Below are 25,588 nucleotides of genomic sequence, written 5' to 3'. Positions count from 1 at the left end.
ATAATTTTTGATCATTCATTATTACATATAGATAATTTCTTTTCATATCATTCATACTACTACACACATAATAATAAAAAAACATAATTTTTGTTATTTTTTTTAATACAAAAGTAAAAAATTAAACATGCTAGATACAGTAAAGGAAATTATATCTCTAGGAGATGGACGCACTATTATTATAGAAACAGGAAAATTAGCTAAACTGGCAGATGGTTCAGCTATTATACGTATAGGTAATACAATACTATTAGCTACTGTAGTAATTTCCAAAAAAATAAAAAATGAATCCAATTTTTTACCATTAACAGTAGATTATAGAGAAAAATATTCTGCAGGTGGTAAAATTCCTGGTGGATTTATAAAAAGGGAAGGAAGACCTTCTAATGAAGAAATCTTGACAATGAGATTAGTAGATCGTGTTTTAAGACCTACTTTTCCTGAATCTTTTCGAAAAGAAATACAAATCATGATCTCTTTATTATCATATGATAATAAAGTTTTACCAGATGGATTAGCTGGACTTGCGGCTTCTACAGCATTATCTATTTCTGGAATTCCATTTAATGGACCTATATCAGAAGTTCGTATCATACGTATAAATGGAAAATTTTTTATAAATCCAAGTTTAGACCAATTGAAAAAATCTGATATAGATTTAATAGTAGGAGCTTCTACCGATTCTATTATTATGATAGAAGGAGAAATGAAAGAAATTACAGAAGATGAATTTATTCATGCGATTACTATAGCTCATCAAGAAATAAAAATTCAAATAAAAGCTCAAAATAGATTAGTAGAAAAATTACTAAAACTAAAATCCAATAATCCTTATTTTTCACGTTATGTACATAATCATATAGAAGATCCATATTTATTGGAAAAAAAAACTATGAAAAAAAAACTTTTTTCTTTTTCATATGAAAAAATTTATAAACTATATAAACAATTTTTGGATAAAAAAACCAGATCTATTCAAGAAAATAAAATTTTAAATAATTTTAAAAAAAAATTACCTATAGATGATCAAGAAAAAAATGAAATTTTTATTGATCAATGTTATGAAGAAATAAAAAAAGAAATTACCAGAAACATGATTTTAAAAGAAGAGATTAGGTTAGATGGAAGAACCAATAAGAAAATCCGAAAAATATGGAGTATTGTGGATTATCTTCCTGGAGTTCATGGATCAGCTTTATTCTCAAGAGGAGACACTCAATCATTAACTACCGTAACATTAGGGTCCTCTTTAGATGCTAATAAAATTGATAATGTAATTATGGAAAATAATGAAAAATTTTATCTACATTATAATTTTCCTCCTTTTTCAACAGGAGAGATACGTCCAATTAGAAGTGTATCTAGACGTGAAGTAGGACATGGAAATTTAGCACAACGTGCCTTAAAAAATGTTATACCTGAGAATCCTTATACGATTCGTGTAGTATCGGATATTTTAGAATCTAATGGATCTTCTTCTATGGCTACAGTTTGCGCAGCAAGTTTAGCATTAATGGATGCCGGAATTTCTCTTGAAAAACCTGTTTCCGGTATTTCTATGGGATTATTTATAGATAAAGAAAAAAAAGTTATTTTATCTGATATTATGGGAGAAGAAGATAGTTTTGGAGACCTTGATTTTAAAATAACAGGTACAAAATATGGAATTACAGCATGTCAAATGGATGTAAAAAAAATCCAAGGATTAACTTATGATCTTTTAAATAAAATTTTAATACAAGCTTTAGAAGGTCGTAGATTTATTCTAAAACAAATGCTAAAAACTTTTCCTATATATAGAAAAAAATTAAAACCTAATGCTCCTAAAATACATACTTTCAATATTCCAAAAAATTTTATAGGTTCTGTAATCGGTCCTGGTGGAAAAGTTATTCAAGAAATACAATCTTGTACAGAAACAAGTATTTTAATTGAAGAAAAAGGGAATATGGGTAATATTGAAATTATAGGAAAAAATTATCAAAAAATAGAGGAAGCAATTCATAGAATTAAAGAAATTACTTTTGTACCTGAAATAGGAAAAATTTATAAAGCGAAAGTAAAATCTATAAAAGATTTTGGAGCTTTTGTTGAAATATCTAAAGGTGTGGAAGGATTGTTGCATATTTCTGAAATAGGATGGAAAAGGCTAAATAATATAGAAGATGAACTCCAAATTGGAGATATCATCGATGTAAAATTTCTGGGAATTGATGATAAAAATAAAAAAATGAAACTTTCTAGAAAAATACTTTTACCTCGTCCTAAAAAATGAGTAAAATAATAAAAAAATATGAGACAACTTAAAATCACCAAACAAGTCACAAATCGGGAATCTGAATCTTTAGATAAATATCTTCATGAAATAGGAAAAATTCCATTATTAACTCCAGAAGAAGAAGTTGAATTCGCACGTAGAGCAAGAGAAGGAGATTCATCTGCTATAGATAAACTAGTAAATGCAAATTTACGTTTTGTAGTTTCTGTTGCAAAACAATATCAAAATCAAGGACTAAGTTTATGTGATTTAATTAATGAAGGGAATCTAGGATTGATAAAGGGGATATTGAGATTTGATGAAACAAGAGGATTTAAATGTATTTCTTACGTTGTATGGTGGATAAGACAAGCTATATTACAAGCTATAGCTGAACAATCACGTTCTATTCGACAACCTACAAATAAATTGGCATTATTAAACAAAATACTTAAAACTCTTGCTCAATTAGAGCAAGAACTTCAAAGAACACCTTCTGCAAGAGAAATAGCAGAAAATTTAGAGATGAATGAAAAAGAGGTAGAGGAATCTTTAAAAAATTCTGGAAGACATATTTCGATGGATGCTCCATTAATAGATGGGGAGGATTCTAATCTATACGATTTAGTAAAATCTGATGAATCTCCTCGTCCAGATGAACATTTAGAAAAGGAATCTCTTCGTAAAGATATAAAAAGAATTTTGGAAACTTTAAGTGAAAGAGAACGTCGAGTGATCATTTTACATTTTGGATTAAATGGATCCCCACCAATGACATTAGAAGAAGTAGGACACTCTTGTGATTTAACAAGAGAACGTGTAAGACAAATAGAAAGTATAGCCTTAAAAAGATTAAAACATTCTTCTAGAAGTAAAATACTAAAACCTTATTTAGGATAAAATAAAATGAGACCTCGAGGGGACTCGAACCCATAACCTTCTGATCCGTAGTCAGATGCTCTATCCAATTAAGCTACGAGGCCATAATATTTCTTCAAATTATAAAGATAATAAATAAAAATTAGGATTGAATAATTTTTAAAAATTTTTTTATATTAAGGGAATAATTACCAACTAAGCCCCCATCGATATCTTTTTGTAAAAAAAGATCTTTTGCATTTATATCATTTATACTTCCCCCATACAAAATAGATAAATTATTGGCACTACGTTTTCCATATTTATTCAAAAATAAGGTACGTATATATTTATGCATATGTTGAGCTATTTCAGGAGTAGCTGTTTTTCCAGTACCAATAGCCCATATAGGTTCATATGCTATAATAAAGGAATTTATTTTTTCTAAAGAAAAATAAAAAATTGTTTTTTCTAATTGATTTTTTACGGTAAGAAAATGCTCTTTTTTTTCTCTATCTACTTCCGTTTCTCCTACACAAAAAATAATATTAAATCCATATTTTAATGCAATTTTAATTTTTTTGATGAGAATTTCATTCGTTTCGGTAAAATATTTTCTACGTTCACTATGTCCTAATATTACCTTTTTAATTCCTATAGATCTCAACATAGGTGCCGATACTTCTCCAGTATAAGATCCATTGTCCATTTGATGGATATTTTGTGCTGCAATACTTAAAGTAGTTCCCTGTAAAATTTGATTTGAAATATGTAAAAAAGGAAAAGATGGAGCAATAATTATTTTTTTTTGATTAATTTTATTTTCAAAAATGATTTTTAATAAGTTTCTAAGATAAGAAGTCGTTTCATAGAAATCGTGATTCATTTTCCAATTTGCAATTATAACTTTTTTTTTCATTTTTAAATTTATTCTAATAATCCTAAGATAAATTTTTGATAAAATATAAATAAAATTTCATTTATTTTTTCTTATATCCTTCATCAATAAAAGAATTGTTATTTTTAAAATTTTAAAAAAAAATTTTTTCTAAATTATTAGATAATATTTTTTCTTTTTTTTTTTTCAAATAGAAAATATATTCTAAAATTTTATCTATTGAAGGATCCCCTATTTTTTTATTATATAATTCTATATTTTTTTTCCAATTTTTAATTTTATTAAATTGTTGAATATAAAGACAAATAATCTTAGAATGAGAAATATTTTTTTCAAGATGATTAGAAATATTTAATTTTATTATCGTAATAACAATATAATTTATCACATCTATATATGTATCTATAATTTTTTCTTCTTTGACTTTTTGATATCCTCTTTTTTGAATATTTTGTATACGAAATACTTTAATAAAAATTTGATCTATCATAGAATATATTTTTATTATTTTCCACGATAAATCATAATCTTTTAATTTTGTTTTAAATATTTTTTTACATTTTTTGATGATAAAATCAATGGAAATATGATTCATCTCATTTAATTTTAAAAATGAATTAAAAATAGTTTTTTAATGACAATTAATTGTGCAGGAACTTTATTTTCTTTTAAAGAACCAAAAGTGATGGGAATAGTTAATTTAACTCCTGATTCTTTTTATGATGGAGGTAAGTTTAATTCTGAATTAAGTGTATTAAAACATGTGGAAAATCTATTAAATGAAGGATCAGATTTCATAGATATTGGGGGATGTTCTACTCGTCCAGGATCTAAATATCTAACAGTAGAAGAAGAAATAAAACGTGTTATAAAACCTATTCGTTCAATAATAAAAAAATTTCCAAATGTTCGAATATCTATAGATACTTTTCGAAGTGAAATAGCAAGAATTGCTGTAGAAGAAGGAGCTATAATGATCAATGACATATCTGGAGGTATGTTAGATCCAAAAATGTTTTCTTTATTATCGAAACTTAAGATACCATATATATTAAATCACATGAAGGGAACTCCAGAAAATATGCAAAAAAATCCATATTATTATAACATTATTATAGAAATAAATAATTTTTTTGCTAAAAAAATTTTTTTATTAAAAAAATATGGAATTAATGATATCATTTTAGATCCAGGATTTGGTTTTGGAAAAACTGAAAAACATAATTTCCAATTATTAAAAAATTTATCTTTACTGGGATTTGAGGATCATTTAATTTTAATAGGGATTTCTAGAAAATCTATGATTCATAATATTCTTAATATTTCTTCTAAAGAATCTATGAATGCAACTTCTATCATTCATACATTAGCTCTTTTAAAAAAAATAAAATTATTACGTGTTCATGATGTAAAAGAAGCTATAGAATGTATAAAATTAGTACAATATTATAGAAAAATTTTCTAAATTTTATTAAATAAAATTTTATATTAATTATAAATTCCCTTTTTTTTTTCATTTTTATATTTTTTGAAAATTTCTTTCATTGATATTTTAGATATTTTTCTAGTAGCTATTATTTTATTTCAAGTATATAGACTTGTTTATAATACAGCGGCTTTAAATATTTTTTACGGAATTATTGCAACTTTTGTATTCTGGAAAATAGTAGAAGCGTATAAAATGAAACTCCTTAGCATCGTTATAAGCATTTTTTTTAAAGGAGGATTTTTAGCTTTAATTATTTTATTTCAACCAGAAATAAGAAAATTTCTTCTTATAGTTGGAAGTAGAATTTTTTTAAAAAAATTTATTCTTTCTATCTTTGGAAAATTCGAAAAATCAAGATTTTCCGTAAAAACAGAAACTATAGATAGTGTTGTAAGATCTTGTGCAATTTTATCAGGAGATAAAACGGGTGTTTTAATTGTAATTCAATTATATCAAGATATAAAAGAATTTATACAAAATGGGGATGAAATGGATTCTAAAGTAAATAGTCCTATTTTAGAAAGTATTTTTTATAAAAATAGTCCATTACATGATGGTGCAGTAATTATTATAGGAAATAAAATAGTAAGAACAAGAGCAATTCTTCCTGTTTCTTATAATAAAGAAATTCCATCTCGTTTAGGTCTTCGTCATAGAGCAGCTATTGGATTATCTGAAAAAACGGATTCCATTTGTCTTGTTATTTCCGAAGAAACAGGTTATATATCTTATATTAAAGATCAAAAAAGAACAGTTATTACTAATATTAATAATTTAAAAATGAAACTTGAAAAAGATCTTCTTTAAAAATTTTTTATCTATTTACTAAAATATGGATGACCATACAAAATTTATATAATTTTTATTCTATTTCCTCTGGAATAGAAATAAATAGTAAAAAAGTAAAAAAAAACTCTATTTTTTTTTCTTTAAAAGGAAAAAAATTTGATGGGAATCAATTTGCTTATGAAGCAATTTTAAATGGAGCAATGATTGCTATAGTAGATAATAAAAAATATTCTCTTCTTCATAAGAATATTTTTTATGTAAAAAATTCCTTATATTTTTTACATAAATTAGCTATTTATCATAGATTTAAACTAATAAATATACCTATTATTGCTATTACAGGAAGTAATGGAAAAACAACTACTAAAGAATTAATAACATCTATTCTCTCTAAAAAATATGAAAATGTTCATCATACTAAAGGTAATTTTAATAATCATATAGGAATTCCATTAACTATATTATCTATGCCTAAAAATACACAAATATCAGTGATAGAAATTGGAGCAAATCATGAAAAAGAAATCAAAAAAATGTGTTCTATAATTAATCCAGATTATGGATATATAACTAATTTTGGAAAAGCTCATTTAGAAGGATTCAAAAATATAAAAGGAATTATTCGTGGAAAATTGGAATTATATAATTTTTTAAAAAAAATAAAAAAAGTTTTTATCAATGGAGATGATCCTATACAATTAATTAACAGTATAGAAATGAATAGATATATTTTTTCAGAAAAAGTAAATTCAAATCCAAATATCATCATTCAATATTTATGGAATAAAATTGGATTAAGATCTATTTTATGTATTAAAAATATAAAAATAGTTTCTCCATTAGTAGGAGATTATAACTTATATAATATAGCTGCTTCTATAACTATTGGAATTTATTTTAAAATTTCTTTAAAAAAAATTAAAAAAACTATAGAAGAATTTATTCCTCATAATAATCGTTCTCAAATTTTAAAAAAAAATAATATAAAAATCATTATAGATTGCTATAATGCTAACCCTAGTAGCATGATAAAAAGCTCTTTACTTTTTTTTAATAATAAAATTATAGGAAATAAAATAGCTATATTAGGTGATATGTTAGAATTAGGAAATTATTCTGAGTATGAACATAAAAAAATTATTTTTTACTTGGAAAAAAGCAATATAAATTCAATATTTTTGATAGGAAAAATATTTTTTAATACTAATATTCAAACATCCGATAAAATTATAAAATTTTTTAATAAAAATATATTCATAAAACAGATAAAAAATATATCTTTTAAAACAGATTATATACTTATCAAAGGTTCTAGAAAAAATACATTAGAGAGTTTGATTCCTTTTATCTAATTATCTAAATTTTTTGTAGATTTATATGATAAAATTTGTAAATAATAACATCGTAAAGTTTTTTCTTTTATGAAAAAAATTACCACAGAAATTTACCTAAAATGGTTTAAAGACATGTTTTTTTGGAGAATTTTTGAGAATAAATGTCGATCCTTATATTTAAAACAAAAAATTAGAGGATTTCTACATTTATATAATGGACAAGAAGCTATTCCTGCTGGAATAACCCATGCGATGGATCTTTCGAAAGATAAAATTATTACGGCTTATAGATGTCATATATTACCTATTTCTATGGGAGTAAATCCGAAAAAAGTTATGGCTGAACTTCTAGGTAAAGGTACAGGTACTTCTCATGGAATTGGAGGTTCTATGCATATTTTTAGTAAAAAACATCGTTTTTACGGTGGACATGGTATTGTAGGTGGACAAATTCCATTAGGAGCTGGTATAGCTTTTGCTGATAAATATTTTAATAATGATGCAGTTACATTAACAATTATGGGAGATGGTGCTGTTAGACAAGGATCCTTACACGAAACTTTTAACATGGCTATGTTATGGAAATTACCAGTTGTATTTATTTGCGAAAATAATCAATATGCTATGGGAACTTCCGTAGAAAAAAGTACAAATATAAAAGAAATTTATAAAATTGGGCTATCCTATGGAATGCCTGCTTATCCTGTAGATGGAATGGACCCAAAAAAAATAGCAAAAGCAACTTATAAAGCTATTAAAATTGCTAGAAGTGGAAATGGTGCTACTTTTTTAGATATTAAAACTTATAGGTATAGAGGACATTCTATGTCGGATTCAGAATTATATCGTAACAAAGAAGAAATTCTTTTATATAAGAAAAAAGATCCTATTTTAAAAATAAAAAATATTATCATAAAAAATAAATGGGAAACTGTAGAAAATTTAAATTTTATTGAAAGTAAAATAAAAAAAGAAGTAGAATCCTGTGCTGATTTTGCAGAAAAATCAGATATTCCTTCTATTCAACAAATGTATAATGCTGTTTATTATGAATCTAATTATCCTTTTTTAGATGAAGTTCCATATTCATGATAGTTTTTTTTTGTGTAAAAAAAAATACATTAAAATAATGGCTGAAATAATATTCATGCCTCAATTAAGCGATACCATGCAGGAAGGTACTGTAATCAAGTGGAATAAAAAAGTAGGAGATCAAGTATCAGAAGGAGATATTTTAGCGGAAATTGAAACCGATAAAGCAATTCAAGATTTTGAACTTGATGTAAGTGGTTATTTACTTTTTATTGGTGTAAAAGAAGGAGAAACAACCCGTGTTAATGATATATTAGCTATTATTGGGGAAAAAGGAGAAGATATAAATTCATTAATAGAAAACTCTAACTTTTTTTTAAAAAAAGAAGAAAAAAATAATCTTAAAAAAGAAAAAAAATGTAGAATTTTTATTTCTCCTTTAGCAAAAAAAATAGCAAAAAAAATAGGAATTTCTATAAATAAGATTAAAGGAAGTGGAAAAAATAATCGTATTATTAAAAGAGATATTGAAGCTTACGAAGAAAAATTAATAAGAAAATCAAAAGATCCAAAAGAAGATAAACGAATAAATATTTCTTCTATGAGGAAAAAAATAGCAGAACATTTAATATATTCCAAATTTACAGCTCCACACTATTATCTTTTTATAGAAATTAATGCAGAAAAAATGATTAATTTGAGAAAAAATTTAAATGATAAACTTTCTAAAGAAGAAAAAATATCTTTTAATGATATCATTATTAAAGCAGTAACTATATCTTTAAAAAAATATCCAAATTTAAATGTTTCTTGGAAAGAAAAAGAAATTATATACCATTCCTATATTAATATTGGCATTGCAGTAGCTATAAAAGATGGTTTAATTGTTCCAGTAATTAAAAATGCTGATAAAAAATCATTATTACAAATTTCTCAAGAAATAAAATATAAAGTTTTATGTTCAAAATCAAGAAAAATACAACCAGAAGAATTAGAAAATAGCACATTTACAGTTTCAAATTTAGGAATGTATGGAATTGAATTTTTTACTTCTATTATTAATCTTCCTAATTCTTCTATTCTATCTGTAGGATCTATTATAGAAAAACCTATCATTAAAGATTCCAAAATTATAATCGGAAATATTATGAAAGTTACTTTATCTTGTGATCATAGAATTATAGATGGTGCTACAGGTAGTAATTTTATTTCTTTTTTAAAAGAAATATTAGAAGATCCAATAATCATATTAATTTAATTTTTTTTTGTGTATATCCAATTGGATATATAAGTATAAAAAATTGGGGATAAAAATAAAATTATGGTAATAAATGAAAAAATGCTTTCTAAATAAATATGATAATTTGTATAATCTTTTTTCTCAAAAAAAGAAAATAGAAGTTTTATTCCAAGTAATAAAATAACGGAAAAGGCAGAATTTTTTAAAAAAGGATAAATTTCCATTAATTTTACAAATTTTTGAGCGGTAAATCTCATTGTTAAAATTCCTATAAAAATTCCTAAAAAAATTAATATAAAATTTTCTGAAAAAGCAATAGTAGCAAATATATTATCAATGGAAAAAGTTAGATCCATTATTTCTATAGAAATAATAATTTTCCAAAAAGAATTTCGTAATATTATATTTTTTTTCGAATTTTTTTTAATCAATTTTTTTTTAAAAAAATGACTTATTCCAATATAAACTAAATATAGGCCTCCTAATAGTTTTAACCACCAAATTTTAATCAAAATAGAAGCAAATATTAAGCTAATTCCTCTAAAAAAATAAGCTCCAAAAATTCCATATTTTAAAGCTTTTTTTCTATCTTCTTTTTTTAATTTCATAATCATAGAAGCTAACATAGCTGCATTATCTATTGATAAAATACTTTCTATTAAAAATAAATTTCCTATAATCGAAAAAGACCTTATCGGATTTTCAATAATATCTATAATATAATTTAAAATAAAATCTTTCATTTTTTTTATTTAAAAATTATTGTAAGTTCCTTTTTTTAGATATTAAAACATGTGTAGGACCTTGTTCAATTATTTTGCCTTTTTCTAAAATCATGATATAATCCACATTTTTTATAATATTAGAAGATAATCTATGCGCTATTATTAATGAAGTAGAATTTTTCATCATCTTATTTAAAGAATTTTGAATCATTATTTCTGATTCTATATCTAAAGAGGAAGTTGCTTCATCTAAAATCATAATTGGAGGATTTTTTAATACAGCTCGAGCTATACTAATCCTTTGTTTTTGACCCATAGATAATTTATTTCCATTATAGCCAATAATAGTATCATATCCATTTGGAAGTTTTTTAATAAAATAATGAGCATTTGCAATTTTAGCTGCTTTTATTACAGAACTTATAGATATTTTTTCTTCCAATCCTAATGCAATATTATTTAAAACAGAATCATTAAAAAGAACTGGTTCTTGCGTAACCATTCCTAATAACTTTCTATAATCTTTATTTTTTAAATAACTAATATTAATTCCATCAATAGTAATTTCTCCAGAAGAAACTTCATAAAAATTAGCAAGTAAATTTGCAATAGTAGATTTACCACTTCCAGATCTTCCAATTATAGCTATGTTTTTCCCTTTTTTTAAAGAAAAATTTAAATTCTGAATTAATACTAATTTATTATATGTTAATGAAACATTACGAAATAAAATTTCATTTTCAAAATGAAAAATAGATTTTAATTGTTTTTTTTGATCATGTTGAAAACATTTAGTATTTAATATTTCTACAATTCGTTCTGCAGAAGCCTTACCTTTTTGAATATTTGATATAGAATTAACTAAATTTTTTGCTGGATTAATAATTTGAAAAAAAAGACCTACAAAAGAAAAAAGTATTTCTGGGGCAATTCCTTTTTTTTCTAAAAAAAGTTTTCCTCCATACCAAACAATCAATATCATAGTAATAGTTCCTAAAAATTCACTAATAGGAGAAGCTAATTCTTTTTTACGATTTACACGTGCAGAAAGTTTTTTTTGACATTCAGATACTTTTTCAAAACGTTTTTGTATTTTATTTTCTGCATTAAAAATATTTATAATTTTTGTAAAATTTAAGGTTTCTTCTACAACTGAAAATAATTCTCCTAATTGATTTTGAGCGCCTCTTGCATCTTTTTTCAAACTTTTTCCTATAATAGAAATTAATGTTCCCATTAGTGGAAGTAAAATAAAAGTAAATAAAGTTAATTGATAACTCATAAAAGATAAAGTAAGTAAATGAAAAAAAACCATAATGGGAGAACTAATTATATTTGCTAAAGAATTTACAATAGATATTTCTATTTCATTTACATCATTAGATAATCTAGACATCAAATCTCCATTTTTTTTATCATAAAAAAATATTGTTGGAATAGATAATATTTTTCGATGAAAATCATTTCGAATATTTCTGACAATAGATGTTCTTATTCCTATCATGAAATATTCAGCTAAATATCTAAAGGTATTTCGTAAAAAACAAAGTAAAATAATAAAAACACAAAAAATTCCAAGTGTATTTATTTTTCCATATTTGTCTGATAAAATATTAATGTAATAATGAAAATATTTTTGAATAAAACTAAAGGATCCATCCAAAAAATTTAAAAATGTTGTTTTATTTTCTTTTTTTACATCAGTAATTTTAAGAAAAATACTTAATACCGGGGAAATAGATATTATAGATAAAACTGAAAATAAAGAATGTAAAAAATTACACGATATATTTAGAATATAGTGATATTTGTAAGGTTTTGAATAAGATAAGATTTTTTCAAGTGCATTCATTTAATTTTTTTAATCCACTAAAAGTTAAAGATAATTAGAAAATTTTATTCTATTCTAATTTTTATATTTTTACCATAAAAAAATCATTAGAATGCGTATAAGAAACTTTTTTACAATTTTTACAGTTATTTCATTAACTATAATTTGTTTGTATTATATATTTTTTAGTTTTTATCCTTCTAAGTTAGGAAAAGAGGCATACGTTGATTCTAATGTAAATTTAGAAAATGAAAAAAAAATAGGATTATTAAAAAATAAAACCATCAATCTAGGATTAGACTTAAAAGGTGGAATCAGTATGATATTAGAAATATCTGAAAAAGACTTATTAAAAAAATTTTCTGATAATTCTAAAAATCCTATTTTTTTAAAATCATTGGAAAAAACAGATAAAAAAAAAGAGAACAATCCAAATATTGATTATTTTTCTTCTTTTTTAAAATATTTTTATAAAGAAAGAGAAAAAATGAACATAGATTTTTCTCTTTCGGATTTATTTGGAATAAAATCTCATATAGAAGAAATAAACTATAATAGTTCTAATAAAGAAATAGAAAATATTATTAAAAAAAAGATAGATCAATCTATTACTTCCACTTATAATATTCTTAGATCTAGAATAGATAAATTTGGAGTTATTCATCCGAATATACAAAAAATTAATAATTCAAATAAAATTTTAATAGAATTATCTGGGATAAAAAATGTCGATAGAATAAAAAATATTTTGCAAAAAAAAGCTGAATTAAATTTTTTTGAAATATATAGTTTACAGGAAATTATTCCATATTTTGAAGATATAAATAAAAAATTTTTCAAAAATAAAATTAATGAAAATAAATCTTTAATAGATATATTAAACATTCCTCATATTATTAAATATACTAATAATCCAATTGTAGGTTTAGTAAATCAAAAATATTTGAAAATAGTTAATGAATTTTTGAATTCAAATGAATCTAAAGAATCTTTACCATATAATTTACGAGATATAAAATTTTTTTGGGGATATAAAAAAAATCAATATAAAAATAAAAAATTTTTTCAATTATTTTCTATAAAAAAAACAAATTATGAAAAAGAAATTTATCCGTTAAATGGAGATATGATTGTTAAAGCATATAAATCTTTTGGTCCCTTTAATGAAATAATTGTTAATATAAAAATGAATCAGATTGGATCTAGAAATTGGAAAATGCTTACTGAAAAAAATATTGGAAAAAATATAGCTATAGTTCTAGATAATTTAGTTTATACAGCTCCAATTGTTAAATCAATAATCCCCAATGGTATGTCCCAAATATCAGGACATTTATCTTTACAAGAATCTGAAGACTTAGTAAACATATTAAATGCTGGAAAATTACCTACTTCAGTAAAAATAATTCAATCTGAAATAATAGGTCCATCTTTAGGAAAAGAATCTGTTCAAAAAGGAATATTTTCATTTTTTATATCTATATTTTTCGTGTTTATTTGGATATTTTTTTATTATTATATTCCTGGTTTATATGCTAATATAGCATTAATTTTTAATTTAATATTTATATTTGGAATTCTAATATCTATCAATGCTGTATTAACTTTTCCTGGAATTTCTGGAATAATATTAACATTAGCAATGTCTATGGATGCTAATGTTCTTTTTTATGAAAAAATTAAAGAAGAGATAAAAAAAGGAAATTCTATACGTATAGCTATTTACAATAGCTATACTATAAATGGAGCATTATCTTCTGTTATTGATGGTCAAATAACTACTCTATTATGTGGTTGTATTTTATTTTACTTTGGAATAGGTCCTATTAAAGGATTTTCTACGACATTGATTATTGGAATTTTTACTTCTATGTTTACTTCTATTTTTTTAGTAAGATTATTCTTAGAATTTCATTTAAATAAGTATAAAAATATTTCCTTTAACTACCACAAAATATTAATTAATAAGATTAAAAATATTCAATGGGATTTTTTATCTCAAAGAAAATTAACTTATACTATATCCTTTATCTGTATTATTATTAGTTTTTTATCACTTTTTTATAAAGGATTGAACTTGGGAATAGATTTTGTTGGAGGACGTTCTTATCTTATTCGTTTTGATCATAAAGTTATTCCAGAAAAAATATCTTACCTTTTGTCCAAATCTTTTATAGAAAATGGAATACCATCATTTCCAGAAGTCAAAACATTTGGTAATGAAAATCAATTGAAGGTAATAACTAAATATAAAATACGGAATGAAAGTAATAAAGTAGACAGAGAAATTTTGGAAAAAATGTTTATGACATTAAAACCTTATTTTAATACTATTGATTTTAATAGTTTTAAAATATTAGGAAAAGAAAAATCTTTAGGTATTTTATCTATCGAAAAAGTTGGACCTATTATAGCTAAAGATATTACTAATAATGCATTTATTTCAATATTTTTATCATTATTAGTAATATTTTTTTATATTTTTATTAGATTTAAAAAATGGCAATTTGGTTTAGGTGCTTTAATTTCTTTACTACATGACATAATTATTGTTCTTGGAATATTTTCTTTTTTTCATAAATGGATTCCTATTCTAGAAATAGATCAAACTTTTATTGCAGCTTTATTGACTATAATTGGTTATTCTATCAATGATACAGTCATTGTTTATGATAAAATTCGAAAAATATTAAAAATTACACCTTCTTCAATTTCTTTTTATAAAATTATAAATAATGGAATTAATCAAACTTTAACCAGAACTATGAATACATCATTCATAACTATGTTAGTTATTTGTACTATTTTTTTCTTTGGAGGAACTACTATTCGTGGTTTTATGTTAGCTTTGTTTCTTGGAATAGGAATTGGAACTTATTCTTCTATATTTATAGCATCGTCTATAGTATATGATTTATCTAATAAAAATCAGAAAAAAAAATGATAAATTTTTTATTTATTAGTATTGAAGAAAGTTTTTTTATTATTTTTATAGCTATAATTATATTTGGACCCAAAAAAATACCGGATATAGCTCGTAGTATGGGAGAAGGAATAAGATATTTAAGAAATGCAAAAAATAAAATTCAAAATGAAATAAGTAAAAATAATATTAATTCTTATTATGAAAAAAAACAAAAATCTATTAAAAAATCAAAAATATATTCCTCTATAAAACGTAATTAAAAATTAGTTCTATAATCTTTTATTTTCGAATTATTTATCAATTTTTTTGCTAAAGATTCTAAAATTTTTTTTCTCAAAAAAGAATTTAAAACTTCTATTTCATAAGAAAAATAAGAAGGTTGTTTATAATTATAAATATTCTTTAATGGTTTTATAAAAAAAATTCCATTTTTACCAAAAATAGGTTTAGAAGTATTTTTTAATTTTAAAGAAAAAGAATAACCAACTACTTTAGGCTCTTTATAATTATTAATCATAGAATCAGAAAAATTTATTTTATAATTTTTTTTTATTTTTTTAGTAAAAATAAAAATAGCTATTTTTTTCTTAAATTTACTTAGAAATAGATTTTTTTCTATTATATTGTATAATAATTTTTCTATTTTCTTTTTTCTAAGAAATCTAGTTAAGTTATTTTTTATTTTTTCAATAGGAAATACTCTTTTTTGAATTTTTGAAAGATAAATAATAATACAATCTCTATTTGAATTATATATTATTTTTATATCTCTTTCCTTTCTTTTATTTTCAAAAGACCAATTAATAATTTCTCTATCTAATTCTGTATTTAAATCACTTATTATCCATTGATTATATCTAACATTTTTCAAAAAAATAGTTTCATATTCTTTTTTTCTTGCATTTTTAATAAATGTATTCAAATTAGAATTTTTATTTTTTATAATAAATTTTCTAACATTATTAGAAATAAAATTTTCCGTTGTTTTAGATGGAATAAGTGTTTTTATAATTACAGCAAATTGATAAGCAGATTCAATAGGACTTTTTTTATCGATTTTTAAAATATGATATCCATATTCAGTTTTTGTTAATCCAATTGTTCCATTTTTATTTTTTTCATCAAAAATATTAAATGTACCAAAAGAATTTTGTTCTTCATATTTTAACCATCCTAAACTTCCTTTATTCTTTTTATCATTAACTGTATCATCAGATTTTTCTTGAACTAAAGAATCAAATTTAGAAGGATCTTTTTTAAGTATATTATATATTTTTTTAGCAATTTCTTCAGCTTTTTTTTCAGTTCTTTTATTAGAAGAACGTATAGCATTTTTATGAGAAATCAATATATGGCTTGATAAAACAGAATCAGATATCATTTTTTTTCCAATAATTTTTGCCATTATATATGTATTCCCTATTTTTAAAGGACCAAACATACTTCCATTTTTATTTTTTTGAATAATAAAATTTTGCAAAAAAATAGGAAGATTTTTTTTTAAATAAAAATTTGGGTCAAAAGATTTTTCAGATTGTTTGGAAACAAAAATAGAATTTTGATTGGTATATTTAAATTTTTTAAATAATTCCTTCATTTTATTTTCCATATCCCTCTCATCTTCTAAAGAAGGTTTTGATCGAATAATTGCAAAACTAAGACTTCTTAAATCTTCTTTTTTATAAAGGAATTTATGTTTTTTTATATAGTTTTTAATTTCAGAATCTTCTAAATAAATATTATATTTATGTTCTATTTCTGAATAAGGAATAAAAATATAATCAACAATAGAAAAAGAATTCTTTTCTTTATAATTCAATTCCGCTTCTAACGAGGAAGTATTTAATCCATACATTAGCATTTCTATATATTTTTTTGCAAGAATTCTTTTTGGAATATTATTTTTTTCATAAGACCAAATATTTTTTTCTTCTTCAATTTGAGAATTAGTTACAATATTTTTTTTTTCCAATTTTTTTAAATATAATTGAAATTTATTCATATCTAAATTTCCATTAGAATCTTGAAATTCAGAAATATAACTATATATAGATTGTTTAGATATAGCATTCCAAAAATCTTTATTTGTAATTTGTAATCCTAATTTTAATGCTTGTTGATTTAATAATTTTTCATGAATTAATAAATTCCAAGCTTCATTTTTTAAATAAAAATCTGGTTCTTCCTGACGAAATCGTTTTAAAAATTGAAAACAATCAACATATTCTTTTATAGAAATATTTTCTCCATTTACTTGACCAATAATATTAGAATTTCTAGTAAAAAATTTAAATAAAATATTGGGATCTAATATAAAAGATAATAAAGCTATTCCTATAAACATAAATAAAATCCATGTATTTTTTCTAATTTTTTCTAAAAAACTCATCTATTATAAATTTTTTTTTCTAATAAATCTAAGAAAAACTTCTTCTATTTTATTTTTAGAGACCTTTTTAATCTCAATATACAAAATATCGTCAATAATTATTTTTTCTTTACTATTAGGAATAGATCCTGTATGAAAAACAATTAAACCTCCTAAAGTTTCATATTCCTCAGATTTTGGAATACCTAATTTATATTTAGCGTTAATAAAATCAATTTTTAAACGAGCAGAAAATAAAAATTCATTATCATTAAATTTTTTTTCAACAAATTTAATTTCATCATGTTCATCTCTTATATCTCCAAGAAATTCTTCTAATATATCCTCTATTGTTATCATTCCTGCTGTTCCTCCATATTCATCCAATACTATAGCTATACTTTTTTTTTTCTTAATAAGAATATCCATTATTTCTCGTATTGGAGTAGTCATATGAACTAATTCTACAGGTCTAATTATAGATTCTATATTTTTTGGTTTTTTCAAAATTTCTAAATAATGAATATATCCTATAACATTATCTATATTATTTTTATAAATGATAATTTTTGATAGTCCTTTTTCTGTAAATTTATAACGAATATTATCAATAGAAGAAGTATATATATTGGAAGATACTATTTCTTTTCTTGGTACCATACATTCTCTCGCTTTTTTTTCAGAAAAATCTAAAGCTTTATGAAATATTTCTACTTCCGATTCTACTATACCATGAATATTATTTTCTATATTTTCTGATACAAAATAAATTAAATCTTCTTTATCAAAAATTTGAGTTCTATTATCTTCTTTTTCTCCAAAAAATTTCAAAAAAATATTGGAAATCCAAATAATAGAATTTGTAATAGGAGATAAAATTTTATCTAGAATATATACAGGAACAATCAATAAACTTAATAATTCATTAGAATATGCGCTAAAGATAATTTTAGGAATAAATTCTCCAAAAATAAGAATAATAGTAGCGGAAACTATTGTTTCTAAAAAAAAAATAAAAAAAAAATTATCGTTAATTAAAAACCATTTTGGAAAAAAATATAAAAATAATTTTTCCATATGAATTCCATATACTACCAAAGATATAGTATTCCCAATTAACATTGTAGTTATAAATTTTTTTGATGTTTTAATACTCTTGGAAAGTAATTTAGAACGAAAAGAATCTTTCTCTTTTTCTAATTCTATTTGAAATAAACTGGAAGAAATTAAAGCCATTTCCATTCCAGAAAAAAATGCAGATAGAAGTATAGTAATGAATACCATACTAATATGAAAAGCCATAGGAATATTTTATTGTATAGGAAAAATACCACTAATATTTTTTAACCTAATTTTTTTTAGGTCATCAGTAGCTTCTAATCCATTCATAGCTTTTAATACAGTACCATCGGTACAATATATAATTGTATATTTATTATTAAATATTTTTTTATATTTTTTATTCCAAAATATTTCCTCCGTTTTTAAAAAATCTCCATCAGAATTCATAATAATAATATTTCCTTTAATATGATAAAATATTTTTTCAATTGATTTAACCCAATTTGCACTAAGATAAGTATACTTATTTGTTTTTTTTCTATAAATAAATAATTTTAATCCATTTGGAAATAATGTATAAATGGAATATTCTTTTATAATTGGGGAATATATAAATGATCGAATAATTCCATTTTCTTTATATAAAATACTTGTACGAATAAAAATTCTATTAGGTATTTCTTTTTTATTTTTTTTAAATTTAACAAAAATTTCTCTTCTTGTACAAGAAAGAAAAAAAAATACTAATAAAAAAAATAAACTTTTTAATTTTTTACTTATTATTTTATTATTGTATTTTTGTTCTTTATTTGGGTTGGTATCTTAGCTCAGTAGGTAGAGCAAAGGACTGAAAATCCTTGTGTCCCCGGTTCGATTCCGGGAGATACCATTCATTCTCTTTTTATTAAAACCCCAATTCTTTTTTTACATCTTCCGTAATATCTATTCCTTTATTAACTAAAACACCTTTACCCGGACTACAATCATCAACTCTAACAATAGTTTTGTCTTTTTCCATTACTATATTAATAGCTTTTTCTATTTTTTTATAAATAGGATCTAATAATTTATTTTGTTTTTTAGATAAATCATCTGCAGCATTTTTTTGATATGCTTGTGCCCTATATTGTAATATTTCTAATTCTTTTTTAAGAATTGGATTTCTATTTTTTTGAAATTTTTCTGCCTTTTTATGAAATTCTTTTGCCAATTTTGCTAATATATTTTCATGATTTTTACTTAATTTTTCCAATTCTTTCTGAACTTTAGAAAATTCTGGCATTTTTTCTAAAAGAATAAAACTATTAAGACAAACAATTTTCTGATGACATTCCTCTTTAGAAAATAATGATTTTCCTATTCCAAATAGGAAAAAAAACAATAAACAATAAAAAATTGTATTTTTTTTCATATATTTTATGTATTTATATCTGAATTATTAATTAATCTTTACCTATAATAAAATTAGTCTTCCATCCTGATTTAATAGAAAAATCTTTTCTATCTACGGGATTACATATATCTATTCCAAAAAATCCTATAGAAAATAAAAAAATCCGAAATCCAATTCCAAATGATTTTTTCATTTTTAATGGATTAAATTTTTTATAAGAATCACTAATATTTCCTCCTTCTATAAAAATATTACTCCAAAATTTGGATGTATTAGAAAATTCCTTAATCAAATAACGAATTTCTAAAATAGATTTATTATAAATAAGTCCTCCATCATTTGTAGAAATATTTTCTGTATTCTTTCTATTAGGCGAAGAATATCCTCTTAATGGAATATGATCTATATTTTCTATTTTAGAATTAAATGAATTTTTATCTCCACCCATATAAAATCTTTGTATTGGAAATAATATTTTTGTTTTATCGTATCTTCCTAAAAATCCAAATTCATTACCTACTTTAATTACTAGATTATCTATAATTTTTTTATACCAAAAAGTATTTATTTTAATTTTGAAAAATTCCATCCAATAGATTTTAAATCTTTTAGTATTTCTGAATAAAATGGAATAAGGAGGAGTAAATATTCCAATTAATTTTAATTCTGATCCTTTAAAAGGAAAAATAAAATCTGGATCATTTGAAATTCTTTGTAAAGAAATTAAAGATTTTATATTAGTATATTTCAATTTTCTATTATGACTTGAAAATAGTTTTGTATTGTAATTCAATGCCTCATAATCCATAGATAATCTAATTTTAGAATATGGATCTAAAATAACTAAAGGCTTATTTAAACTCAAAGACATTTCTATTTTATCTATAAATCCTTCATGAACTGTTATATCAGAATTAAAAAATCTAGGTAATAAAAAAACATTTTCGGATTTTTTTATTTTCTTTTTTGAATAATTTAAATGAAAACTAAGTGATGTAGGACTAGTTTTCTCTATCCAAGGTTCTATAAAAGAAAATCCATAAGATTTTGTATCCTTACTAAATTTACTAAACAAAAATAATTTTTGCCCATCTCCTTGAGGTAATGGATTCCATGATTTAACTTTCAAAAAATTACTTAGAGAAAAATTTCCAAAATTTAATTTAAAATTTCCAATAAATTCATCCCCACCATATCCTCCATATATTTTAATTTGATTAGAATTTTTTTCAATTATACGCCATTCTATATCTATAGTATTATTTTCTTTATTTTGATGAATTAAAGGATGAATTTTACTATTATCAAATAAATTTAAATCAACTAAACGTAGCATACTATACTTAATTTTTTGAGTAGAAAATAAATCTCCTGGATAAGTAGTTAATTCCCGTCTAATAACATGATCTTTAGTTGTTGTATTTCCGGATATATTTACTTTATTTATATATACTGGTTTATTTTCTTCTATTTTTATTTCTAAATAAATTTTATTATTTTCTATTCTTTTTTCTATTGGAACTATTTTCACAAATAAATGTCCAATATTTAGATATTTTGAAATAATACTAGATTCGTATTCCGAACTAAAAATATTATTATGAATTCCAATTTTATTATAGATATCTCCTTTTTTATAAGAAAAAATTTTTCTTAATAAATTTGTTTTAATAAAAGTATTACCTACAAAATTAACATCTCCTAAAAAATATTGATTTCCTTCAATTATTTTTATTTGTATTCCATAATTACCAGAATTTTTTTTCCATATATAATCTAAAAATACTTGAGCATCTAAAAATCCCATTGATTGATATTTACGTAAAATATTTTTTAAATCCTCTTTAATATTTTCATGAGAAAAATAAAAGGAATTTCCTACTATTGGTATAAAAAATTTTTTTCTTATCTTAACCATAAAATTAAGTAATTCTTCTTTAGAAAAATAATTATTTCCATCAAACAAAATATTTTCTATTTCTATTTTTTTTCCTTTATCTACATATATATTTAGAATATTTTTACCATTCTGAATACTCCATTTACTTTTTATAGAAATTTCATTATATCCTTTTTTTATATAATAATTTTTAATATCGTTTTTAATAATTTGAATTGAATTTTCAGAAATTTTATCTCCTGACTTAATTTTTTCAATAGAAAAAAATTTAATTATACCGGTACCTTTTACATTAATCTTATCAACTTCTATTAAATCTTCTAAATCAAAAAATAAGTCTATTTCATTTGAATTTAAAGAAGAACTATTTTTTTTTATAAATAGATATCTTTCCAAAAAGATTACTTTTTCCATAATTTTTTTAATAGCTTGATCTATTTTTTTACTAGGTATAAAAATTTCATCTCCTGGATAAATATGAGATAAATTTGAAATAAAATCACGATTATATTTTGTTCCCCCCATAATAAAAATATTCTTAATTAAAAAAGATGAAAATAACTCTTTCCTTTTTTCTTTCTGAATTATTTCAAGGTTATTTTTATTATTATTTTCCGTTTTAGAAAATGATATATCTAAAAAAAGAAAAAAAATAACGGAAATAAAAAAAATTTTTTGATTTATAAAACTTTTCCAAAACGACGTTTTCTTTTTTGATAATTGATTATGGCTTCAAAAAAATCTTTTTTACGAAAATCTGGCCATAAAATATTCGTAAAATATAATTCTGCATAAGCAGATTGCCAAAGCAAAAAATTACTAATCCGTTGTTCGCCACTAGTTCTAATAATAAGATCAACATCTGGTATTTTATTAGTAGTATATAAATAATTTTGAAAAGAAGAAAGATTAATATCTTTTAGTGATAATTCTCCAAAATAAACTTTATTAGCTATAATTTTTGTTGCTCTTAAAATTTCCTCCCTAGATCCATAACTTATGGCTAAAACTAATGTTATAGATGTATTATTTTTTGTTTTTTTAATAAAAAAAAGTAATTTATCTTGTATTATAATAGGAAATTTTTTTATTTCTCCTATAACAATAATTTTTACATTTTTATTATGAATTTCTTCTAAAGAATGTTTTAATTTTTCATGAAATAAACGTATTAAATTATCTATTTCTTTTTTTGGTCTATTCCAATTTTCTGAAGAAAAAACATATAAAGTTATGTAAGGAATTCCTAATTCTTTACAGCTATTTATAGAATCTATAACAGAATTAATCGAATTCTCATGTCCAAATGTTCTCAATTTTCCTCTTTTTTCTGCCCAACGACCATTACCATCCATAATAATTGCTACGTGATTAGGTAGACTATTTAAATCTATTTGTTCTAATAATTTCAAATATCAATCATTCTAACTATTTAATAAAAACAAATATATAAATAAAAAAAAATAAAGAAAAATAGATTTTTTCTAACTTATCATTAATTAATTTCTTTGATCCATCCCCCATAATAATTTTTCTCGTAAAGTTTTATAATAAGTATATTTTTCTTCTTGAATAATATATATATAAAAAGGGGCTTTTCTAATATATAATTCATTATTTTTTTTTAAAGATGTCAATCTAGTATCCATAGATAATGAATAATATTTTACTCTACTATGTATTTTTAAATGTACTTTTTGACAATCGGAAATAATCAATGGACGTGAAAATAAATTATGTGGAGATATAGGTGTAATAACAAAATTTTTATTTTCAGGAGTAATAATAGGTCCTCCACAACTTAAAGAATATCCAGTAGATCCCGTAGGAGTAGAAATAATTAATCCATCTGCCCAATAAGAAGTCAAAAATTGCTTATCTATATAAGCGTCTATAGTAATCATAGAAACAGTTTCTTTTCGGAAAATCACAATCTCATTTAATGCAAAATTAAAAAATGGATTATGATCCGTAATAGAAGTTTCTAACCACAATAGACTTCTAGGAATCAAATGAAATTTTTGATCGAAAATTTGATCTATTTTTTTAATAAAAACATCTTTATTAAAGGTAGCTAAAAATCCTAAATTTCCTGTATTTACACCTACAATAGGAATTCCAGTATCTCTAATAAAAGTTAAAGAAGATAAAATAGTTCCATCTCCTCCAAAAGTAAACATTAAACTAAAATCTTTTGTTAATTCTTTATAATGAGAAAAAACAGGAACATTAAGATTTTTAAATTCTTCAAAAGAAGACAAAATATTAAAAAATGATTTTTCAATAGATATATCTATTGAATTATTAAATATATAGCCAATGAACTGATTAAGATATGGAATATTTTTTTTTCCAATTTTTTGTCCATATAAGGCTACTTTCATCGTTATTTATTATTATTGAATCTACAAAATATGGTAAAAAAAATATAAAATATTATTTTTAAAAATTTCATCTATAAAAAAATAATTTTAATGATTTTAATTAAATTTATTTTCTTTTTTATTATTTATTATTTACAATAAAAATAAAAAAAAAGTATGAAACAATCGATTTTTTATTCTAAAGTTCTTTTATTTGGAGAATACGGAATTATAGAAAATTCTATTGGACTTTCCATTCCTTATAATTTTTATAAAGGATCTTTAAAATTTCTTAATTCTACCAAAAATAAAGAATTTTTTTATTCCAATTTAGAATTAAAAAAATATTATAAATTTTTATTTTTTTTAAAAAAAAGTAAAAAAAATTTAGTGAAAATTGATCTTAAAAAATTACAAAAAGATATCCAAAAAGGAATTTATTTTCAATCAAACATCCCTAAAGGATATGGAATAGGGAGTTCTGGTGCTTTAGTTTCCTCTATTTATGATAAATATGCTAAAAAAAAACTAAAAAAATGTTTAAATAATAAAAATATAATAATTTTAAAAAAAATATTTAGCCAAATGGAATCTTTTTTCCACGGAAAAAGTTCCGGAATAGATCCTTTAATTTGTTATTTTAATAAACCATTACTTATACGTTCATCAACAAATATTTCGGCCATAAAAATTCCTGAAAAAAATAAATTTAAAGGGAAAGGAGCAATTTTTTTACTGGATACTGGTTTTTCTAGAAAAACTTCTTTTATGATAGAAAAATTTTTTTTCGTAAAATTAAAAAATGATGAATTCAAAAAAATATTAAAAGAAGAATTTATGAAATATAATGAAAAATGTATTGAATCCTTTTTAAAAGGAAATTTTAAAATTATGCTAAAAAACGTAAAATTACTTTCTACTTGGGTTTTTATTCACTTTCGTCCTATGATCCCCAAAATATTTTGGAAAATATGGAAAAAAAGCCTTTTTACTGACCTTCATTATTTAAAATTATGTGGTTCTGGAGGGGGGGGATTTATTTTAGGATTTACTCCAAATTATGATATTTCTAAAAAAATATTAAAAAAGTATACAACAGAAGTTTTATTTCGTTTTTAAGTAC

General features: G+C 22.3%; 22 protein-coding genes and 2 tRNA genes. 12 read left to right on the top strand and 12 right to left on the bottom strand.

Annotated features, from left to right (window positions below):
* Positions 1–127: 127 nt before the first annotated feature.
* A complete protein-coding gene (locus BLBCPU_RS00500; RefSeq protein WP_014246053.1) occupies positions 128–2,275 on the top strand; it encodes a polyribonucleotide nucleotidyltransferase in 2,148 nt (715 codons plus the stop codon).
* 18 nt (positions 2,276–2,293) lie between these two features.
* A complete protein-coding gene (locus tag BLBCPU_RS00495; protein WP_014246052.1) occupies positions 2,294–3,157 on the top strand; it encodes an RNA polymerase sigma factor RpoD/SigA in 864 nt (287 codons plus the stop codon).
* Positions 3,158–3,166: 9 nt separating this feature from the next.
* Here the strand turns inward: BLBCPU_RS00495 and BLBCPU_RS00490 are convergent.
* From BLBCPU_RS00490 to BLBCPU_RS00480, 3 genes are all read right to left on the bottom strand, one after another.
* Positions 3,167–3,240: transfer RNA gene (locus tag BLBCPU_RS00490), tRNA-Arg, on the bottom strand.
* 38 nt (positions 3,241–3,278) lie between these two features.
* Positions 3,279–4,034, bottom strand: a complete 756-nt coding sequence (gene tpiA / locus BLBCPU_RS00485; protein WP_014246051.1) for a triose-phosphate isomerase — start codon at positions 4,032–4,034, stop codon at positions 3,279–3,281.
* Positions 4,035–4,146: 112 nt separating this feature from the next.
* Entirely contained in the window at positions 4,147–4,608 is a 462-nt protein-coding gene (locus BLBCPU_RS00480) for a DUF1599 domain-containing protein (RefSeq protein WP_014246050.1), read from the bottom strand.
* A gap of 39 nt (positions 4,609–4,647) precedes the next feature.
* On the opposite strand from BLBCPU_RS00480, the gene folP reads away from it, so the two are divergent.
* The 5 genes from folP (at position 4,648) to BLBCPU_RS00455 (ending at position 9,915) form a co-directional block, all read left to right on the top strand.
* A complete protein-coding gene (gene folP, locus BLBCPU_RS00475) occupies positions 4,648–5,478 on the top strand; it encodes a dihydropteroate synthase (protein ID WP_014246049.1) in 831 nt (276 codons plus the stop codon).
* 63 nt (positions 5,479–5,541) lie between these two features.
* On the top strand, positions 5,542–6,309 hold the full coding sequence (locus tag BLBCPU_RS00470; protein WP_014246048.1) for a diadenylate cyclase: 768 nt from the start codon (positions 5,542–5,544) through the stop codon (positions 6,307–6,309).
* A gap of 29 nt (positions 6,310–6,338) precedes the next feature.
* Complete coding sequence (gene murF, locus BLBCPU_RS00465; RefSeq protein ID WP_014246047.1) at positions 6,339–7,643, top strand: UDP-N-acetylmuramoyl-tripeptide--D-alanyl-D-alanine ligase; 1,305 nt, start codon at positions 6,339–6,341, stop codon at positions 7,641–7,643.
* Positions 7,644–7,712: 69 nt separating this feature from the next.
* Complete coding sequence (gene pdhA / locus BLBCPU_RS00460; protein ID WP_014246046.1) at positions 7,713–8,717, top strand: pyruvate dehydrogenase (acetyl-transferring) E1 component subunit alpha; 1,005 nt, start codon at positions 7,713–7,715, stop codon at positions 8,715–8,717.
* 37 nt (positions 8,718–8,754) lie between these two features.
* The gene (locus tag BLBCPU_RS00455) at positions 8,755–9,915 is read left to right on the top strand and encodes a dihydrolipoamide acetyltransferase family protein (protein WP_014246045.1); all 1,161 of its coding nucleotides are present in this window, start codon (positions 8,755–8,757) and stop codon (positions 9,913–9,915) included.
* On the opposite strand, the gene BLBCPU_RS00450 is transcribed toward BLBCPU_RS00455, so the two are convergent.
* Entirely contained in the window at positions 9,912–10,640 is a 729-nt protein-coding gene (locus BLBCPU_RS00450; protein ID WP_014246044.1) for a DUF475 domain-containing protein, read from the bottom strand. The two genes, BLBCPU_RS00455 and BLBCPU_RS00450, sit on opposite strands and share 4 nt — an antisense overlap.
* A gap of 16 nt (positions 10,641–10,656) precedes the next feature.
* A complete protein-coding gene (locus BLBCPU_RS00445; RefSeq protein WP_014246043.1) occupies positions 10,657–12,474 on the bottom strand; it encodes an ABC transporter ATP-binding protein in 1,818 nt (605 codons plus the stop codon).
* Between the two features lie 91 nt (positions 12,475–12,565).
* Between BLBCPU_RS00445 and secD the strand changes: the two genes are divergently transcribed.
* Both secD and BLBCPU_RS00435 read left to right on the top strand, forming a co-directional pair.
* Positions 12,566–15,397 carry a protein translocase subunit SecD gene (gene secD / locus BLBCPU_RS00440; RefSeq protein ID WP_014246042.1) on the top strand — a complete coding sequence of 944 codons (2,832 nt, stop codon included), beginning with the start codon at positions 12,566–12,568 and terminating at the stop codon, positions 15,395–15,397.
* On the top strand, positions 15,394–15,639 hold the full coding sequence (locus BLBCPU_RS00435; protein WP_014246041.1) for a twin-arginine translocase TatA/TatE family subunit: 246 nt from the start codon (positions 15,394–15,396) through the stop codon (positions 15,637–15,639). The genes secD and BLBCPU_RS00435 overlap by 4 nt, the downstream gene beginning before the upstream one ends.
* Here the strand turns inward: BLBCPU_RS00435 and BLBCPU_RS00430 are convergent.
* The 3 genes from BLBCPU_RS00430 to BLBCPU_RS03050 are packed head-to-tail and all read right to left on the bottom strand — an operon-like array spanning position 15,636 to position 19,256.
* On the bottom strand, positions 15,636–17,768 hold the full coding sequence (locus BLBCPU_RS00430) for a peptidylprolyl isomerase (protein WP_014246040.1): 2,133 nt from the start codon (positions 17,766–17,768) through the stop codon (positions 15,636–15,638). The genes BLBCPU_RS00435 and BLBCPU_RS00430 overlap by 4 nt on opposite strands.
* A gap of 3 nt (positions 17,769–17,771) precedes the next feature.
* Positions 17,772–19,049, bottom strand: coding sequence for a hemolysin family protein (locus BLBCPU_RS00425; protein WP_014246039.1), 1,278 nt, complete (start codon positions 19,047–19,049; stop codon positions 17,772–17,774).
* A 9-nt stretch (positions 19,050–19,058) separates the two neighbouring features.
* Positions 19,059–19,256 (bottom strand): hypothetical protein, encoded by a 198-nt coding sequence (locus tag BLBCPU_RS03050; RefSeq protein WP_014246038.1) that lies wholly within the window; start codon positions 19,254–19,256, stop codon positions 19,059–19,061.
* A gap of 133 nt (positions 19,257–19,389) precedes the next feature.
* On the opposite strand from BLBCPU_RS03050, the gene BLBCPU_RS03045 reads away from it, so the two are divergent.
* Positions 19,390–19,635 (top strand): hypothetical protein, encoded by a 246-nt coding sequence (locus BLBCPU_RS03045; RefSeq protein WP_254044404.1) that lies wholly within the window; start codon positions 19,390–19,392, stop codon positions 19,633–19,635.
* A tRNA-Phe gene (locus BLBCPU_RS00415) sits at positions 19,626–19,698 on the top strand. The genes BLBCPU_RS03045 and BLBCPU_RS00415 overlap by 10 nt, the downstream gene beginning before the upstream one ends.
* Before the next feature lie 15 nt (positions 19,699–19,713).
* Here the strand turns inward: BLBCPU_RS00415 and BLBCPU_RS00410 are convergent.
* The 4 genes from BLBCPU_RS00410 to BLBCPU_RS00395 form a co-directional block, all read right to left on the bottom strand.
* Entirely contained in the window at positions 19,714–20,220 is a 507-nt protein-coding gene (locus BLBCPU_RS00410; protein WP_014246037.1) for an OmpH family outer membrane protein, read from the bottom strand.
* Positions 20,221–20,251: 31 nt separating this feature from the next.
* Positions 20,252–22,627 (bottom strand): outer membrane protein assembly factor, encoded by a 2,376-nt coding sequence (locus BLBCPU_RS00405; protein ID WP_014246036.1) that lies wholly within the window; start codon positions 22,625–22,627, stop codon positions 20,252–20,254.
* 155 nt (positions 22,628–22,782) lie between these two features.
* Positions 22,783–23,514 (bottom strand): polyprenyl diphosphate synthase, encoded by a 732-nt coding sequence (gene uppS / locus BLBCPU_RS00400; protein ID WP_014246035.1) that lies wholly within the window; start codon positions 23,512–23,514, stop codon positions 22,783–22,785.
* A gap of 87 nt (positions 23,515–23,601) precedes the next feature.
* Complete coding sequence (locus tag BLBCPU_RS00395; RefSeq protein ID WP_014246034.1) at positions 23,602–24,486, bottom strand: NAD kinase; 885 nt, start codon at positions 24,484–24,486, stop codon at positions 23,602–23,604.
* A gap of 156 nt (positions 24,487–24,642) precedes the next feature.
* On the opposite strand from BLBCPU_RS00395, the gene BLBCPU_RS00390 reads away from it, so the two are divergent.
* Positions 24,643–25,584, top strand: a complete 942-nt coding sequence (locus tag BLBCPU_RS00390; RefSeq protein WP_014246033.1) for a mevalonate kinase — start codon at positions 24,643–24,645, stop codon at positions 25,582–25,584.
* Positions 25,585–25,588 lie beyond the last annotated feature (4 nt).

This window comes from Blattabacterium sp. (Cryptocercus punctulatus) str. Cpu (assembly GCF_000236405.1).
GTDB classification, from domain to species: Bacteria; Bacteroidota; Bacteroidia; order Flavobacteriales; family Blattabacteriaceae; genus Blattabacterium; species Blattabacterium punctulatus.
This window is presented reverse-complemented; position numbering and strand designations above follow the sequence as displayed.